The 16692-nt window shown below is 71.6% G+C and carries 18 protein-coding genes and 1 tRNA gene; 6 read left to right on the top strand and 13 right to left on the bottom strand.

The features are described from left to right. Window positions 1-254: 254 nt before the first annotated feature. The 4 genes from ITJ40_RS07625 to ITJ40_RS07610 all read left to right on the top strand — a co-directional run bounded on the left by ITJ40_RS07625 (window position 255) and on the right by ITJ40_RS07610 (window position 3644). A complete protein-coding gene (locus tag ITJ40_RS07625) occupies window positions 255-1382 on the top strand; it encodes a glycine zipper domain-containing protein (protein ID WP_194666462.1) in 1128 nt (375 codons plus the stop codon). Next, complete coding sequence (locus tag ITJ40_RS07620) at window positions 1379-1864, top strand: hypothetical protein (protein WP_194666461.1); 486 nt, start codon at window positions 1379-1381, stop codon at window positions 1862-1864. Before ITJ40_RS07625 ends, ITJ40_RS07620 begins: the two co-directional genes overlap by 4 nt. Continuing rightward, a complete protein-coding gene (locus tag ITJ40_RS07615; protein WP_194666460.1) occupies window positions 1848-2615 on the top strand; it encodes a hypothetical protein in 768 nt (255 codons plus the stop codon). Before ITJ40_RS07620 ends, ITJ40_RS07615 begins: the two co-directional genes overlap by 17 nt. A 741-nt stretch (window positions 2616-3356) precedes the next feature. Further along, window positions 3357-3644 (top strand): hypothetical protein, encoded by a 288-nt coding sequence (locus ITJ40_RS07610; protein WP_194666459.1) that lies wholly within the window; start codon window positions 3357-3359, stop codon window positions 3642-3644. A gap of 137 nt (window positions 3645-3781) precedes the next feature. Here ITJ40_RS07610 and ITJ40_RS07605 read toward each other — a convergent pair. The 11 genes from ITJ40_RS07605 to rplU all read right to left on the bottom strand — a co-directional run bounded on the left by ITJ40_RS07605 (window position 3782) and on the right by rplU (window position 11632). Beyond that, window positions 3782-3854 (bottom strand) — tRNA-Ala (locus ITJ40_RS07605). 101 nt (window positions 3855-3955) lie between these two features. Next, window positions 3956-4372: a zf-TFIIB domain-containing protein gene (locus ITJ40_RS07600; protein WP_194666458.1), complete on the bottom strand. Its 417-nt coding sequence runs from the start codon at window positions 4370-4372 to the stop codon at window positions 3956-3958. Window positions 4373-4406: 34 nt separating this feature from the next. Further along, window positions 4407-4784: a ribosome silencing factor gene (gene rsfS, locus ITJ40_RS07595; RefSeq protein ID WP_012299154.1), complete on the bottom strand. Its 378-nt coding sequence runs from the start codon at window positions 4782-4784 to the stop codon at window positions 4407-4409. A 39-nt stretch (window positions 4785-4823) separates the two neighbouring features. Next, window positions 4824-6299 carry a hypothetical protein gene (locus ITJ40_RS07590; protein ID WP_194666457.1) on the bottom strand — a complete coding sequence of 492 codons (1476 nt, stop codon included), beginning with the start codon at window positions 6297-6299 and terminating at the stop codon, window positions 4824-4826. Beyond that, window positions 6296-6898 (bottom strand): nicotinate-nucleotide adenylyltransferase, encoded by a 603-nt coding sequence (nadD, locus tag ITJ40_RS07585; RefSeq protein WP_194666456.1) that lies wholly within the window; start codon window positions 6896-6898, stop codon window positions 6296-6298. The genes ITJ40_RS07590 and nadD overlap by 4 nt, the downstream gene beginning before the upstream one ends. A gap of 17 nt (window positions 6899-6915) precedes the next feature. Then, a complete protein-coding gene (locus tag ITJ40_RS07580; RefSeq protein ID WP_015490178.1) occupies window positions 6916-7131 on the bottom strand; it encodes a hypothetical protein in 216 nt (71 codons plus the stop codon). Between the two features lie 97 nt (window positions 7132-7228). Further along, the gene (locus tag ITJ40_RS07575; protein WP_194666455.1) at window positions 7229-8548 is read right to left on the bottom strand and encodes a glutamate-5-semialdehyde dehydrogenase; all 1320 of its coding nucleotides are present in this window, start codon (window positions 8546-8548) and stop codon (window positions 7229-7231) included. A 49-nt stretch (window positions 8549-8597) separates the two neighbouring features. Further along, entirely contained in the window at window positions 8598-9377 is a 780-nt protein-coding gene (gene proB / locus ITJ40_RS07570; protein ID WP_194666454.1) for a glutamate 5-kinase, read from the bottom strand. A gap of 3 nt (window positions 9378-9380) precedes the next feature. Next, complete coding sequence (gene obgE, locus ITJ40_RS07565; protein ID WP_194666453.1) at window positions 9381-10919, bottom strand: GTPase ObgE; 1539 nt, start codon at window positions 10917-10919, stop codon at window positions 9381-9383. Window positions 10920-11043: 124 nt separating this feature from the next. Further along, window positions 11044-11298 (bottom strand): 50S ribosomal protein L27, encoded by a 255-nt coding sequence (gene rpmA, locus ITJ40_RS07560; protein ID WP_012299161.1) that lies wholly within the window; start codon window positions 11296-11298, stop codon window positions 11044-11046. A gap of 25 nt (window positions 11299-11323) precedes the next feature. Beyond that, on the bottom strand, window positions 11324-11632 hold the full coding sequence (gene rplU, locus ITJ40_RS07555) for a 50S ribosomal protein L21 (RefSeq protein ID WP_012038175.1): 309 nt from the start codon (window positions 11630-11632) through the stop codon (window positions 11324-11326). A gap of 293 nt (window positions 11633-11925) precedes the next feature. Between rplU and ITJ40_RS07550 the strand changes: the two genes are divergently transcribed. Next, a complete protein-coding gene (locus ITJ40_RS07550) occupies window positions 11926-12204 on the top strand; it encodes a DUF4031 domain-containing protein (protein ID WP_194666452.1) in 279 nt (92 codons plus the stop codon). A 90-nt stretch (window positions 12205-12294) separates the two neighbouring features. On the opposite strand, the gene ITJ40_RS07545 is transcribed toward ITJ40_RS07550, so the two are convergent. Beyond that, entirely contained in the window at window positions 12295-15294 is a 3000-nt protein-coding gene (locus ITJ40_RS07545; protein WP_194666451.1) for an Rne/Rng family ribonuclease, read from the bottom strand. A gap of 305 nt (window positions 15295-15599) precedes the next feature. Between ITJ40_RS07545 and ITJ40_RS07540 the strand changes: the two genes are divergently transcribed. Beyond that, window positions 15600-16208 (top strand): vitamin K epoxide reductase family protein, encoded by a 609-nt coding sequence (locus tag ITJ40_RS07540; protein WP_194666450.1) that lies wholly within the window; start codon window positions 15600-15602, stop codon window positions 16206-16208. A gap of 60 nt (window positions 16209-16268) precedes the next feature. Here the strand turns inward: ITJ40_RS07540 and ndk are convergent, their stop codons facing one another. Continuing rightward, window positions 16269-16688 (bottom strand): nucleoside-diphosphate kinase, encoded by a 420-nt coding sequence (ndk, locus tag ITJ40_RS07535; RefSeq protein ID WP_194666449.1) that lies wholly within the window; start codon window positions 16686-16688, stop codon window positions 16269-16271. Window positions 16689-16692 lie beyond the last annotated feature (4 nt).

Here is a 16692-nt window from a genome sequence, read left to right as displayed (position 1 = left end):
GCGATCGGCCACGCCTCGGCAGCGGTCGGCACGGGTTCCCAGGCGGCAGCCGCTCTCGCCGATCTCAGCATCGATCCCCTGGGGATCGACCTCCAGGCCGTGAAGAACCAGGTGGCCACGGCGATCTCCGCGACGCGCTCCTCCATCTCGGACTACGAGCAGGGTGACGAGCAGATGGCGACGGACGCCGCGAAGCACGTGGCGGATGTCCGCTGGGGCGGTTCCGAGTGCTCGAGATCGGGACCCTCGCCGACGTGCCCAGCTCCGCGGCCGTCGAGATCGCGGCAGGAGAGTTCGCGGACGTCGCCACCCAGCTCGACGGGGCGATGGATGCCGTCGCCTCCGGGTGGACCGGGCTCGCCTCGGAGGACGTGTATGACGGTCCTGGTGCTGACCGTGTCCACGCCGCGATGGATGGCCCGAAGACGGTCGCCCAGATGGTCGCGGCGGAGGCGAAGAACGCCCGCCGCGTGCTCGATGACTACGCCTCCACGCTCGCCGACCTCGCCACCCGACGTGCCGCCCTCGCTTCGGACGTAGATGCGCACACCTCCTCCATGGACGACACCTTCGACGACGAGGACTCCATCGGGGCGCGGGACACCCCAGGCGGCCGGCTGGCCGACGATGTGGCGAAGTTCAACCGCGATGTCGCCGCGGCCGATGAGGACTGCGCGCGACGCCTCCGGGCTCTGGCGAAGTACCGCGGGACCTCCGCCGTGACAAATACCCTCGGCTTCCTCTCGGACGAACCGGCCGGCCTGGCTATGGGATTCACGATAGACATCCTCAAACGCGTTCGTAGACTCGAGGTCGCGGTCAACGCCGATTTTGACGAACCCGCTCCCGTGGTCGTGACGGAGAGGTGGATGGAGCAGGACTACTCCTCTCTTCGTGAGAACGGCTTCCTTGTGCGCCGGGAACTCGCGCAGTCGATGGAACCACAGGTGGATCCGGAGATCGAGACGCGATCACATCTGCTGCTGGTTAACGACGAGGCTGCAGCGCCCACTGCGGTGCTCAAGTCGGCGAGAATAGCGGGTGGGGCGCTGGGCATAGCCGGGACGGCGATCACATTCGCCGATGCCTGGTCCGACCAATACCAGAGGGATACGCAAGACCATCCCGAGTGGACAGAGACGCACAAGCGGCAGTCCGCCGCCGAGAACACAGCGATCGTGGGGACCGCCTCCGCGGCAGGGGGTTGGGGCGGCGCTCTTGCCGGTGCTGAGATCGGTGCGGCATTCGGGAGTGTCTTCCCTGGCCCAGGCACTGTGATCGGCGGCATCCTCGGTGGCGCGATAGGGGGAATGTGGGGCAGTGACATGGGCAAGGAGCTCGGCGAGCACGTGAAAGCCGGATGGGATGGTATGGGCCGATGAGCGATGAGACCGCGAACATGCAGCGGGGCTGGAAATCATGCCCGAGTGCCATAGGGGCCATATGGGTACCCAGCGGCTGGACCGAGGAATCGGTGGGGAACGCGGCGACCGCGTACGTGGGCAAAGAGAGACCAAGCACGGAGTTCCGCGAGAACATCGTGCTGTCTGTCATCGATTCGGCCGGCTCCCTCGTCGACGACTCATCCGCGGCCGTGTCCGAAGCGCTTCGCATGGAACCGTGGTCACACGTCATCTCGGTGTCTCCATGGTCCCACGGCATCTTCCGGAGGCGAATGCAATTCATCTACGAGCACGACGGATTCTCTGTAGCCGTCTCCAAGTTCACCGCCACGTCCTCACGGGGTCGAATCGATCTGACGTGCAGCGCGGGATTCGAACGGTACTACGACTTGTCCCGGGTCTTCGACGAAATCGCCACGTTCAGCCCGTTGGAGGGAGCAGACGTTGACAACCTCGATTGACGAGTTCGCGTCCGAGAGGTTCGGAGAGCCACTGGAAGCACTCGAAACGACGCGGCAGCAGGCGCTGCCGTCCGCGCGATTCAATTTGCCCAAGGGCTCGATGCACGAGCTGTGCGAGATCAGGGGTCGCGGGCTCGTCAGCGGTACGCGACGCAACTCGCCCGTGGGCGTCGCGCTCCGCGAGGCCGGCCTCACCGGTCGCTTCGGCGCCCTGACTCCGGATGGGGTCCAACTCACCACGGGTATCAGAACGGCGCGCTACAAGCTCGTCGCGGAGAGGAGCACGCCGGCTGGCACGCATTCCTGGCGGTTGTGGGTGCAGCCGGGCGTCGGGAGCGTGACCGTGAGCAATGAAGGCGATCGGGAGAAGGTGGACGTGCTGTCGTTTGCGGCCGCTGTCGCTCGTCTCACGGCCTGGCTGCCCCTCAACCCCTTCTGGCCTTTCGTCGACGGCGAGGAGACCGAAGATCACGTGATTTCGGATGAGGTCATCGACGCCCGTGTGCGAGGGGAGCACGTCGACATCCCCGACTGGGCTCCATCAGGGTTGGCGCATCGCTGGCCCGGCGAATGGACGTCGTTCGTCGTCGGCGATCCGAAGACGGAGGAAGGCGTCCCGATCGTCGTGATCGATGGCGCGACGCACCTGCGCCGACGCTTCGACGAGGGCTGCAGGCTGCAGCTCGTCCCATCTGACTGGGTCCTCACCGCGATATGGGATCTCATCGCGCGCGGTCGAACGCGATCATAGCGATGCCGTCCCCGGACGGCAGTCCCGATCCCGAGACTATCGATCCGAGTATCGGGTCATCGTTCTCCTGGCCGAGGGTGCGGGAGCACGAGCCCGAATCGGACCCGCTAGGTCCTCGAAGTGGACCGGCATACAACGTGAATCGGATGCCGTGACGAACCTCGTTGATGCGCTTGTCCTCACGGCATCGGTCTCCGCCCGTCCTCCGACGTTTGTCTACGTGTGGAGAGACAGCTATCACCTTCACGCATCGGCTCTATCCTGACGCTTCCGGGATCGTGCAGGAGGAGACCGATGGCATGCGCTCTCGGCGTGCTCCTCATGGCGATCGGGCTCCTCGGATACACAGGCGTGTGGCGATCGTGGGCACGCCAGGGCTTCCACTTCTACGTCTTCGGTCTGTTCTGGTTCGGCTTTGGGTCGTTCCTGATCGGAGCGACGAGCGATCTAGAGCCGCTACCCGGATGGGTGCGCTTCGCGTTCATCGCGATCCTGCTCGCTGGCGGAGGCGGGACCTGGTATATGCCTCCGTTCATGACACCGCGGTGGTTTCGAGCCATGCGCCGGGGGACGCGATGAGCGCAGTCGTGGCCAGTTCGCCTGTCTGCCCCCCCTCTCGAGCGATGGAGGACGACCACGGGGATATCCAGTAGAAGTCGCGACGGATGAAGACTCGCCAGCTATGACGCAGCCGCTCAGGGGACGGCTCGATTCTTGGAGAAACTCCGCCGCCGGTCCGCGATGATGCTGACCCTCCTCGGAGCCGCCCTCACGTGCGTGGCGCTCCTCGCGTACACGGGACTCAGGCGCTCCTGGTCCCGAGGCGGCTATCACTTCTTCGTCCTCGGCCTCTTCTGGTACGGGCTCGCCATGCTCATCGCTTCGACTCTGTCCTGGTTCCGCCCCGTGCCGGACTGGACGCGCCATGTGGTGATCGGAGTCATGCTCGTCGGTGTGATTGGCGGGTTCTACCTGCCGCCGTTCGTGACGCCGCGGTGGTTCCGAGCCATGCGGCGCGCGCGCCGGTGACGTCGGCGCAGCGCCGATGTCGGGGCGGCTCTCGCCGGTAGCCGACGCCGATCAGCTGATGCAGTGTTCAGTGCGACGGGACGGCCACCGCGAACGAGAAGAGCCCCGCACCTCGATGAGGTGCGGGGCTCGTGCGGTGGATCTGAGGGGATTCGAACCCCTGACCCCCTGCATGCCATGCAGGTGCGCTACCAACTGCGCCACAGACCCGTTCTCCGCTTCCCTGCGGAAGCGACTCGTCTACATTACTACACATTCCGACCGCCCCATGACCAGGGCATCCTCCACGGCGGCCGTCGCCGGACGACGGGTCAGTCGAAGAGCTCGCTGAGCCAGCTCTCCTTCTCGCGGCGCTTCCCGCCGTACCCGGCGCGCTGCCCGAAGCCCCCGGCGGAGGGGAATCCGGACCCGTGATCGTCCCGCGAGCCGTACGAGCGGTCGCGGTCGTCTCCGCTCCGGCGATCGCCCTCACGTCGGTCGCGGAGATCGCCATCGTGGTCGCGCCGACGGCCGTCGCGCGCGGGATCCGGGTAGCCGCCCAGCGGTGCGGCCGGGGCCACAGGAGGCGCGGCCGGTGCCGGGGGCCGCATCTCCTGCTCGGCGCGATCGAGGATCTTGTCGAGCTCCCCGCGGTCGAGCCACACGCCCCGGCAGTCGGGGCAGTAGTCGATCTCCACCCCGCTGCGCTCGCTCATGACCAGGGTCGCGGAGTCCTTGGGGCACTTCACGCGGGGATCTCCTCGCGGGTGGGACGGGGGTGGATCAGGATGCGGAGGCCGTCGGCTCGATCTCGAGGGCGACGACGGGGCAGTCCTTCCAGAGGCGCTCCAGCGAGTAGTACATGCGGTCCTCCTCGGTGAAGACGTGGGCGACGACGTCGCCGAAGTCGAGGAGGATCCAGCGCCCCTCGCTCTTCCCCTCGCGGCGCAGCGGCTTGGCGCCGGCCTCGATCATCTTGTCCTCGATCTCGTCGGCCACCGCCTGCGCGTTCCGCTCGTTGCGGGCCGAGGCGATGAGGAAGACGTCGGTGAGGGGCAGGGGCCCGGAGACGTCGAGCGCGACCAGGTCGATGGCCTGCTTGGAGTCGGCAGCGGAGGCGGCGACCTTGAGCAGGTCGAGGGCGCGGGGAGAAGCGGTCACAGAGTCCTTCCGGGACGGGTGGGATGGTGCATCAGACGATCAGAATACATTCGTCATGAACGCGACGATGACGAGGCCCGCGCCGATGACGGCGACTCCCCCGGCTGCGACGGCCGCGACCACGGGCGCGGTGAAGCGCTTGCGGGGCGGCGGCTGCACGACGGCGCGCGTCGAGGTGTGGGTGCTGACGGCCCGGCTGGCGCGCACGGGTTCCGAGTCGGTGCCGCCCGGGGCGTGGTCGTGGTCGTCGCCCTGCTCGAGGATCCTGTCCATGTCCGCGGTGTCGAAGCGGTCCGGGTGCGTGCCCATGGAGCCGAGGCTGCGGGGCAGGTCGATCGACCCGGTGATGATGATCTCGCCCGTGCTGTTCAGCGCCTGCTGCATGTCGTTGGCGTGCGGCACGGTCGGGAGGATGAAGTGGTTGCCCGTGTGGGGCTGGTCCTCGTCGACCTGGTCCTGCACGGACCAGTGCCCGGCCGGCGGGGTGAAGGGCGTTCGGGTGTCGGGCACGTCGGCTGCGACGGCATCCGCGGCGGACGCGGCGCCGGAGGCGTCGGGCGTCTCCGTCCGATCGCCCGGGAGGTCCGCGGCGGCGGTGGAGGCGCGCGTGCCGAATGCCGGCTCGATCGAGGGCTCGGCGGAGCCCGTGATCCACGGGGTGGGCTCGAGGGACGGCGCGGGGCGCGGATCCTCGTCCTGGCGTGGGACGTGGGACGCGAGGGGCGGGACGGTCGGCTGCTCGCCCGAGGTGTCCACATCGCGAGCGTCGCGGTCGCCCGACGGGAGGATCGGCGCGAAGGGCCATGCCGACGGCGTCTCGGCGGGGGTCGCCTGGCGGTCCGACGCATCGCCCGACGTCGCCTGGAGGTCGTCCTCGGCAGTGGGGGCGGCACCATCCGTGGCATCCGCGAGCGCGGCACGACGGTACGCGCTCCCGTACGGGGCACGCGGTCGCGGCGTCGCGCGGGACCCGCGGCCGTAGCGCGCGTACGAGGGGACGGACGTCTCGGACGACGGCGGTGGCGCGTCGTCGACGGCCGGGGTGGATCCGGCCGGCATGGACTCGGCCGGCGTGGACTCGGCGTCATCGTGATCGGATCCGCGCTGCTGGCGGGCGGCCTCCTCGGCCTCGCGGATGGCGCGCAGCTGGCGACGGGTGAGCACGCCGCCGGACAGCAGGATCGCGGACGTGTCGGGGCCGACGCCCGGTGCGGAGAGGGGGGCGGGCTGCGACGGCGTCGTCGCGTCGTCGGACCCGACGCCGCCGGCCGGGGCCGAGGTGGAGGCCTCGGACTCGGCGTCCGAGGGACCGGCGGGAACCGCCGCCGCGGAGGGATCCTCGACGGATGCCGCCCCATCGGCCGGGGCGTCGTCCGCCTCGTCGATGCCGAGCGCCAGCGCGCGGGCGCGCTCCGCGGCGCGCATCTCGCGGCGGCTCAGGCCGAGGGTCGCCGGAGCGGGACCGTCGTCGAACGAGGTGGGCCCGGTGTCGGGCGCATCGTGGGAGGGGGTCATTGCGGGCTCCGATACAGGTGGTGCTTGGAGATGTACTGGACGACTCCGTCGGGGACGAGGTACCACACGGGGAAACCGCGTCCGACTCGGATCCGGCAGTCGGTCGAGGAGATCGCCAGCGCCGGGACCTCCAGCAATCTTACGTCGGCGTGCGGCAGGCCGCTCTCGGTGAGGTCGTGCCCGGGGCGGGTGACGGCGACGAAGTGCGCGAGGTCCCACAGCTCCGCGACGTCCTTCCAGCCGAGGATCTGCTGGATCGCGTCCGCGCCGGTGATGAAGAAGAGCTCCGCGTCCGGGTGCGTGCGCCGGATGTCGCGGAGCGTGTCGATCGTGTACGTGGTGCCCGCGCGGTCGATGTCGACGCGGCTGACGGTGAAGCGCGGGTTGGCCGCGGTGGCGATCACGGTCATCAGGTAGCGGTGCTCCCCGTCCGTGACGGTATGCTTCTGCCACGGCTGCCCGGTGGGGACGAAGATCACCTCGTCGAGCTGGAGGTGCTGCTGCACCTCGCTCGCGGCGACGAGGTGGCCGTTGTGGATGGGGTCGAACGTGCCGCCCATGACCCCGATGCGGAGGCGCGGGGTCGCGGGTGTCGTCATCTGGCGGATGCTCGCGCTCAGTGCGTCGAGTCGGCGGTGCCGTGGCCCTGCTCGGCCACGGGGGGCTTGCCCCACTTCTCCGAGTGGCGGTTGCTCACGTCGCGGAAGCTGAACATGACCACCCCGAGCGCGAGGAACACGACCGCGGCGACGGCCGGGAACACCCAGAGCGGGGCCGCGAGCTCCATGGCGTGCTCGGTCTCGGCGAGGATGGTGGTGGTCAGCGCGTGCATGGGATCTCCGTTCGTGGCACGCCCCGTCGAGCGGAGGCGGCGCCTGCCATCCTACCGGCGGGCCCCCGCACGGGGCGCACGCCCGCCGGGCGTGCCGTCAGCCGCGGACCTGGCCGCTGCCCCGCACGATCCACTTGGTGCTGGTGAGCTCCTGCAGGCCCATCGGACCCCGCGCGTGCAGCTTCTGCGTGGAGATGCCGACCTCCGCGCCGAACCCGAACACGGATCCGTCGGTGAAGCGCGTGGACGCGTTGACCATGACGACGGCAGAGTCCACGGCGGCGAGGAAGCGCTCGGCGACGGCGAGGTCGGACGTGACGATGGACTCGGTGTGGTGCGTCGACCAGCGGGCGATGTGGGCGACCGCGTCCTCCGGGGAGTCGACGACGCGCACCGCGACGTCGAGCGAGAGGTACTCGGCCGCCCAGTCCTCGTCCGTGGCGGGGACGGCGTGGGGCCACAGCGCGCGGACCGCGGCGTCGCCGTGCACCGTCACGCCGCGGTCGCGGAGCGCGTCGAGCACGGCGGGGAGGACGCGCGGGGCGGCGTCCCGGTGCACGAGCAGCGTCTCCATCGCGTTGCACACGCTCGGGCGGCTGACCTTGGCGTCGACCGCGATGTCGACGGACATGCGCGCGTCGGCCGACGCGTCGAGGTACACGTGCACGACGCCGGCGCCGGTCTCGATGACGGGCACGGTCGACTCCTCGACGACGGTGCGGATGAGCTCGGCGGAGCCCCGGGGCACGAGCACGTCGACGAGGCCGCGTGCCCGCATGAGCCGGGCGGCGCCCGTGCGGCCGTGCGCGTCGACGGTCTGCACGGCGTCCGCCGGGAGGCCGGCCCGCTCCAGGGCGCCGCGCATGATCTCGACGAGGACGGCGTTGGTCCGCAGCGCCGCGGATCCGCCGCGGAGCACGACGGCGTTGCCGCTCTTCAGGGCGAGGGCCGCGATGTCGACCGTGACGTTGGGACGGGCCTCGTAGATCGCGCCGATGACGCCGAAGGGCACGCGCACCTGCGCGAGCAGCAGGCCGTTCGGGAGCGTGCGGCCGCGGACGACGTGGCCCAGCGGGTCGTCGAGGGACCGGATCCCGGCGACGGCGTCGGCCAGGGCCGCCACGCGCCGCGCGTCGAGCGTCAGGCGGTCGAGGAGGCCGGCGGCCAGCCCGGACGCCCGGCCGGCGGCGAGGTCGTCCGCGTTGGCCGCGACGATGCGCTCGGCGTCGGAGACGAGGGCCGTCGCGATGGCGTCGAGCGCGGTGTCGCGGCGGCCGGCGGTGGTGGCGGCGAGGAAGGCGGACGCCGTGCGGGCGGCCACGAGGATCCGCTCGAGCGCGTCAGGCGGAGGCGCGTCAGCCGCGCTGGTGGACGCTGCGGGCGCGACGGCAGGGGCTCCGGGGACGTTCGAGGGCATGCACGGCAGCCTAGCCAGGCGCCCCGGCCTGCGCGGGGTGACCGGACGTTCAGCTCCGGGGCGCGAACCAGGTGCCGACGTGGTCGCCGGCGAGGGCGGCGGCGACCTGCGCCGTCGACGTGAGCAGGACACCGGTGCCCGCCTCGGCCGCCAGGCGGGCGGCCGCGACCTTGGTCACGGCTCCCCCGGTACCGACGCCCGTGCCGGTGCTGCCGATCTCGACGCCCGCGAGGTCGTCGCCGTACGCCACGTGCTCGATGCGCCGGGCGCCCGGCTCCAGCGGCGGCCGCGTGTAGAGCGCGTCCACGTCGGAGAGGAGGAGCAGCAGGTCGGCCTCGACCAGCTGCGCGACGAGCGCCGCGAGCCGGTCGTTGTCGCCGAAGCGGATCTCGTGCGTGGCCACGGTGTCGTTCTCGTTCACGACGGGCAGCAGCCGGAGTCCCAGCAGCCGCTCCATGGCGCGCTGCGCGTTCTCCCGGTGGTCGGGTGCCGCGAGGTCGCCGGCGGTGAGGAGGACCTGGCCCGCGACGATGCCGTAGCGGTCGAGGCTCTCCTGGTACCGGAAGATCAAGACGCTCTGACCCACGGCGGCCGCCGCCTGCTGCGTGGCGAGGTCGGCCGGGCGGTCGTCGAGGCGCAGGAACGGCATCCCGGTCGCGATCGCGCCGGAGGAGACGAGCACGATCTCGGCGCCGCGGGCGTGCACGGACGCGATCGCGTCCACGAGGGGCGCGATCTGCCCGGCGTTGTCCCCGCTGATGGAGGACGACCCGACCTTCACGACGATGCGCCGCGCGGATGCGATCCCCGCACGCGAGGCCGTGCCCACCCGCTACGCCTTCGCGTCGGAGGACGTGTCGTCGTCCGTCCCGTCCTCGTCCGCCCAGAGGCCGGCCTCGCCCTCGCGCACCAGCTGCGCGCGCGCCTCGGCCTTCGCGTCCATGCGGGCGAAGTAGTCCTCGCGGCGCGCCTGGTTGGTGCGGCGGCTGATCGGGTCGACGCGGGCGTCGGCGCCGCGGGGGCTCGTGATGAGCTCCGCGGTGGAGGTGAGGGTGGGCTCCCAGTCGAAGACGATGCCGTCGCCCTCGCCGATGACGACGCTGGATCCGGCCACCGCGCCGGCCTTGAACAGGCCGTCCTCGACGCCGAGCTTGGCGAGACGGTCGGCCAGGTACCCGACGGCCTCGTCGTTCGTGAAGTCGGTCTGCTGCACCCAGCGCTCGGGCTTGGTGCCGATCACGCGGTAGACGTCGCCGTAGCTGCCGCCGTCGACGCGGATGACGAACGGCTTCTCGTTGACCGCCCGGGGACGCAGCACGATGCGCGGCGCCGCGGGCTCCTCCGCGGCCTTCGTCCGGGCGTCCTCGACGAGCTCGGCGAGGGCGAAGGACAGCTGGCGCAGTCCGTCGTGGCTGACCGTGGAGATGTCGAACACGCGGTAGCCGCGGGCCTCGAGCTCCGGACGCACGAGCTCCGCGAGCTCCCGGGCCTCGGGCACGTCGATCTTGTTGAGCGCGATGAGCTGGGGGCGCTCGAGGAGCGGCACCTGGCCGTCGGGCACCGGGTACGCGGCGAGCTCCGTGAGGATGATGTCGAGGTCCGAGATGGGGTCGCGTCCGGGATCCAGCGTCGCGCAGTCGAGCACGTGCAGGAGGGCCGAGCAGCGCTCGACGTGGCGGAGGAACTCGAGGCCGAGGCCCTTGCCCTCGCTCGCGCCCTCGATGAGGCCGGGCACGTCGGCGACGGTGTAGCGCGAGTCCGCGACCTCGACGACGCCGAGGTTCGGGTGCAGCGTGGTGAAGGGGTAGTCGGCGATCTTGGGCTTCGCGGCCGAGATGGCGGCGACGAGGCTCGACTTGCCGGCGCTGGGGTAGCCCACGAGCGCCACGTCGGCGACGACCTTCAGCTCGAGGACGACGTCGCCCTCGTAGCCGCGCGTGCCGAGCAGAGCGAATCCGGGGGCCTTGCGCTTCGTGGTGGCGAGGGAGGCGTTGCCGAGCCCGCCCTGGCCGGCCTCGGCGGCGATGAAGCGCATGCCGGGCGTGGCCATGTCGGCGAGCTCGTTGCCGTCGACGTCCTTGACGACTGTGCCGACGGGGACGGGGAGCTCGAGCGCCTCGCCGAGCGTGCCGTGACGGTGGTCGCCCATGCCGGGACCGCCGTTGCGCGAGGAGCGGTGGGGCCCGCGGTGGTAGGCCAGGAGCGTGGTGACCTGCGGGTCCGCGACGAGGACGATGTCCCCGCCGTTGCCGCCGTTGCCGCCGTCGGGTCCCGCGAGGGGCTTGAACTTCTCGCGGCGGACCGAGACGCAGCCGTTGCCGCCGTTTCCCGCCCGCAGGTGGAGGGTCACGGTGTCGACGAATGTCGCCATGGCTGTCGCTCGTTTCTTCTTGGAGGTGTTCCCCTGCGGAACGCACGCAAGGGCGGGCCGAGGTGGCCCGCCCTTGAGGTGCTGCGCGGCAGTGCCGCTGCAGGGTCCGTGCTGTCGGCCTGCGCTAGGCCGGGACGACGATGTTGACGACCTTGCGGCCGCCCTTGACGCCGAACTCCACCGAACCGGCGGAGAGGGCGAACAGCGTGTCGTCGCCACCACGGCCGACGTTGACGCCGGGGTGGAAGTGCGTGCCGCGCTGGCGGACGATGATCTCGCCGGCGCCGACGACCTGGCCGCCGAAGCGCTTCACGCCGAGGCGCTGGGCGTTCGAGTCACGGCCGTTGCGGGTAGAGCTCGCGCCCTTCTTGTGTGCCATCTGTATCTCCCTGCGGTCTGAGGTGCTAGTTGATCTCGGTGACCTGGACGCGCGTGAGGTCCTGGCGGTGCCCCTGGCGCTTCTTGTACCCGGTCTTGTTCTTGAACTTCTGGATGACGATCTTGGGACCGCGGAGGTCGTTGAGGATCTCGGCGCTGACGGTGACGTCGGCGAGCTTCGCGGCGTCGGTGGTGATGGTGTCGCCGTCGACGAGCAGGACCGCGGGGAGCACGACCTTGCCGCTCTGCTGGTTCTTGACCCGGTCCATCGTCACGATGGTCCCGACCTCGACCTTCTCCTGCCGACCGCCGGCGCGCACAACTGCGTAAACCACTTTTCCGTACCTGTTTTCTCTCGCGGGCTTGACTCACTGGGGACTTGACGCCCTGTGGCCCGAATCATTGGAGGAAGTCTGCCGCAGGCGCACGATCTCAGCGGATCGGCGCATGCCAGCGACTCACGTTACCGGAACGCCGGACAGGGGTCAAACTCCGTGGACCCCCGGCGTCCTGGGTCGATCATACGCGACGGGGTCCGGGTCCCCGCGCATGCGCGCCGGGCGCGTCGCGGTCCGCCGGCAGCGCGCGACGTCCTCCCGTCGCGGCGCGGCCTGCCTAAGCTCGGAGGATGAGCGTGCTCCTGGATCGACCGGCCTGGCCCGCGCACGGCCGGCTCTGGGCGCATCTCGTGAGCGACGCGTCCCTCGAGGAGCTGCACGCGTTCGCCCGCGCGGCCGACATCCCGGAGCGCGCCTTCGACCGCGACCACTACGACGTTCCCGAGGAGCGCCACGCGGAGCTGGTGGCGCGGGGTGCCGTCGCCGTCTCCAACCGCGAGCTCGTGCGGCGCCTGCAGGCGAGCGGCCTGCGGGTCACGCAGCGGGAGAGGCGCGCGCCCGCCTCCTGACGCCGGCATGCGCGTCGCGGACGACGAGGGGGCCCGGAGCGGATGCTCCGGGCCCCCCTCTCCGTCGGCCGCCCCGGGGCGGCCGACGGATCAGCTCGCGTCGTCGGCCGGGGCCGGCGTCGTCAGCGTCGGGGTCGAGACCCGGCGGCTGCGTGAACGGCCCTGGCCGGGCTCCTTGGGCTGCGGCAGCGCGTCGAGCACGGATCCGAGGAGCTGCTCCGCGTCGGCCGAGCTCACGCGGCGCGGGGCCGTGCGGGTGCTCGCGACGGGGATGTCGAGGATCTGCACCGGCTCGAGGCGGATGGCCTCGCGCGGTTCGAGCGTCGACAGGGCGGGCTCCTCCACGGCGGCGTCGGCGGGCGTCGGGTCCTCCGCGGGGGCGGCCGGCGTCTCGTCGGCGGTCACCGGCGGCTCCGGGCGCTCCGGGGCCTCAGCGGTCGTGGACGACGCGCGTCCCCGGCCCCCGCGGCTCCGTCGGGGACGGTCGCCGCGCGACTGCTCCGTGGCGGGAGCGCTGTCGACCTGCGGCGCGGCCTCGGCCGGCTCGTCCGGGGTGCGCACGACGTCCTCGACCCGGTCGATCGCCTCGTTCACCGTCTGGATGGTGCTCGTGGCGATCTTGGCGAGGGCCGAGCGCGCGTCGTCCGTGATGCTGTGCGTGCTGGCCGCGGGCGTGCGCGCCGGCTGCGCCTGGCCGCCGCCGTTCCCGCGACCACCGCCGTTGCCGCCGTTCCCGCTGCCGTGCTCCTGCTGGCCCTTGCCGCCGCGACGACGGCCCTGGCCCTGGCCCTGCACGGGCTCCTGCGGCGTCTGCTTGTGGGCCATGAGCGGGTCGTGGTGGATGATAATCCCCCGCCCGGCGCACGTCTCGCAGTTCTCCGAGAACGACTCGAGCAGCCCGAGGCCGAGCTTCTTGCGGGTCATCTGCACGAGCCCGAGCGACGTCACCTCGGCGACCTGGTGCTTGGTCCGGTCGCGGCTGAGGCACTCCACCAGACGGCGCAGCACGAGGTCGCGGTTGGACTCGAGCACCATGTCGATGAAGTCGACGACGATGATGCCGCCGATGTCGCGCAGGCGCATCTGGCGGACGATCTCCTCCGCGGCCTCGAGGTTGTTCTTGGTGACGGTCTCCTCGAGGTTGCCGCCGGATCCGACGAACTTCCCCGTGTTGACGTCGACCACGGTCATGGCCTCGGTGCGGTCGATGACGAGCGAGCCGCCGGAGGGCAGCCAGACCTTGCGGTCGAGCGCCTTCTCGATCTGCTCGCTGACGCGGTAGTGGTCGAACGAGTCCTTCTCGCCCGAGTACGTCTGCACCCGGTCGATGAGGTCGGGCGCCACGCCGCGGAGGTAGCCCTCGATGATCTCCTGGGCGTCGCCGCCGTCGATCACGAGCTCGCGGAAGTCCTCGTTGAAGACGTCGCGGATGATCTTCAGCAGCAGGTCCGGCTCCGAGTGCAGGAGCGCGGGCGCCTGCGCCTTCTCCACCTGGCGGCTGATCTCGGCCCACTGCGACGTGAGGCGCTCGACGTCGAGCTTCAGCTGCTCCTCGGTCGCGCCCTCTGCTGCGGTGCGGACGATGACGCCCACGTTCTCGGGGAGCACCTCCTTGAGGGTCTTCTTGAGGCGCGCGCGTTCCGTGTCCGGGAGCTTGCGGCTGATGCCGTTCATCGACCCGTTGGGCACGTACACGAGGTAGCGGCCGGGGAGGCTCACCTGGCTGGTGAGGCGGGCGCCCTTGTGGCCGACCGGGTCCTTCGTGACCTGGACGAGCACGCGGTCGCCGGGCTTCAGCGCGACCTCGATGCGGCGGGCGTGGCTGCCGCCGCCCTTGTCGGCGTTCGCGGCCTCCCAGTCGACCTCGCCGGAGTAGAGCACGGCGTTGCGGCCGCGGCCGATGTCGATGAAGGCGGCCTCCATGCTCGGGAGGACGTTCTGGACGCGGCCGAGGTACACGTTGCCGATGAGCGACGCCTCGTCGGCGCGGGCGACGTAGTGCTCGACGAGCACCTGGTCCTCCAGCACGCCGATCTGGATCTTGCCGTCGCGCGAGCGCACGATCATGCTGCGGTCGACGGACTCGCGACGCGCCAGGTACTCCGACTCGGTGAGGACCGGACGGCGGCGTCCGGCGTCGCGACCGTCGCGGCGGCGCTGCTTCTTCGCCTCGAGCCGCGTGGATCCCTTGATCCGCTGCGGCTCGGTGATGAGCTCGGGCTCGCGCGGCGTGCGGACCTTGACGACCGTGCCGGGCGCGTCGTCGCCGTCGCGGCCCTCCTCGCCGGAGCGGCGGCGCGCGCGGCGGCGGACCGAAGGCGAGTCGTCCTCGTCGTCGTGGTCGTCGTCGCGGGTGTCGCGGCCACGGCCGTCGCGACTGACGCCGCGGTCCTGGCTGCGGTCCTGTCCGCGGCCGCCGCGGCGCGAGGAGCGCGAAGGGCGGTCGCGGTCGAGGTCGTCGTCCTCGTCGCGGGCGTCGTCGCGCCTGTCGTCCCGCTCGCGGCGGGGAGGCAGCGGCGCGATGTCCGGGGCCTGGAAGAAGACGGAGAGGGACGGGACGGCGCGGGCCGGAGCCGCGGGGGCCTCGGCGGCGGGCGCCTCGACCGGCTCGGCCGCGGCGGGCTCGTCGTCGGTCGCCACGTCGGCGGGCTCGGCCGCGGGCGCCGCGTCCTCGGCGGGGACGGCGGCCTTGCGCGGAGCGCGCTTCCGGGGAGCCCGGGCGGCGGGCTGCTCGGCGGCGGGAGCATCCTCGGAGGCCGCGGGGGCGGATGCCGAGGCGGACGCGTCGACGCTGGCGTCGTCCGGCTGGGCGATCGCGGGCGCGGATGCGGTGGTGCTCGCGCGGCGGGAGCGTCGGACGACCGGCGCCTCCGTCTCGTCGGGCGTGGTCCGGGTGTCGTCGTTCTCGTTCAGGGTGTGGCCCTTCGCTTCGGAGGCGGCGGGCGTGCCGCTCGCCTCGGGGGTCGCGGACCCAGGGGTGGCGGGCGTGCTGCCGGCCCCCGTCGCCGCGGTCGTCTCGGCGCGGCGGCCCGTGAGCCGCTCGAAGAGGCTGGGTCGCCTCCTGCCGGTGTTCTCGTCTCTCTCCACCATCTCTGGTGCACTCCTCAACCGGTCGATACGGCCGCGCCGTACCCCGGTAGCTCTCCGAGTGGATCCCCGCGTACGCGGCTCTCCGTCGATCCTGGTCTGCGACGGCCGGCCCGAGGCTTCGGTCGTGCGCACTGGTACGGAACTGGCTATCCGCCGCCGGACGTGCCTGGCGGCCCGGGTCTGCCCCGGGAAAGACTCTTCATGGCGGTCGTCCCGCGCGGCGGGGCGACCTGCCTGCCAGTATCGCACGCCGACGCCCACCGGGCCGTCAGGGTCGGCGCTCCCCCGTCTGCCATGATCGCCGCATGACCGCCACCCGGGCCCCCGCGCATCCCCGTTCGCTGGCCGTCCTGCTCGTCGTCACGGGCGTCGTCGGCTGGCTCGGCGCGTTCGTCCTCGTGCTGGACCGGCTGCACCTCCTGGAGAACCCGGGCGCGTCGCTGTCGTGCGACATCAACCCGTTCATCTCCTGCGCCACCGTCATCGAGTCGCGCCAGGGGTCGCTGTTCGGCTTCCCGAACCCGCTCATCGGGGTGGCCGCGTTCGTGGTGCCCATCGTGATCGGCATGGCCCTGCTCGCCGGCGCCCGGTTCGCGCGCTGGTTCTGGACGCTGTTCGCGCTGGGGACCTTCGGCGGCTGGGTCTTCGTGACGTGGCTCTTCACCCAGAGCGTCTTCGTCATCGGCGCCCTCTGCCCGTACTGCCTGCTCGTCTGGAGCGCGATGATCCCGCTGTGGTGGGGCACGCTGTCGGCCACCGCGCGCGCCGGCCTGCTGCCGCTGCCCGCGGGGATCCGGCGGGCGGCCGACGCCGTCGCGCCGTACACGTGGGCGGTCGTGGTGCTCAACTACGCCATCATCGTCGTCGCGATCATCTCGACGTTCCCGGCCCTCATCCCGACGCTCCTCGGCTGAGTCCCGGGACGACGAGAGGGGCCGACCGGGCATCCGGTCGGCCCCTCTCGTCGCGTGGGACTAGAACCAGAGCGCGAGCTCGCGCGCGGCCGACTCGGGCGAGTCGCTGCCGTGCACGAGGTTCTGGGCGACGGCGAGGCCCCAGTCGCGGCCGAGGTCGCCGCGGATCGTGCCGGGGGCGGCACCCGTGGGGTCGGTCGTGCCGGCGAGCGAGCGGAACCCCTCGATGACGCGGTTCCCGGCGACGCGCACGGCGACGATCGGGCCTGACTCCATGAACTCGACGAGCGGCTCGTAGAACGGCTTGCCCTGGTGCTCCGCGTAGTGCTGCTCGAGCAGGGCGCGTTCGGCCTGGACCATGCGGAGGTCGACGATCTGGTAGCCCTTGGCCTCGATGCGGCGGAGGATCTCGCCGGTGAGGCCGCGGGCGACGCCGTCGGGCTTGACGAGGACGAGGGTCTCCTGGACGGGAGCGGACATGGTG

This window comes from Clavibacter sp. VKM Ac-2872, assembly GCF_015351105.1.
In the GTDB taxonomy this organism is placed as follows: Bacteria; Actinomycetota; Actinomycetes; order Actinomycetales; family Microbacteriaceae; genus Clavibacter.
This window is presented reverse-complemented; position numbering and strand designations above follow the sequence as displayed.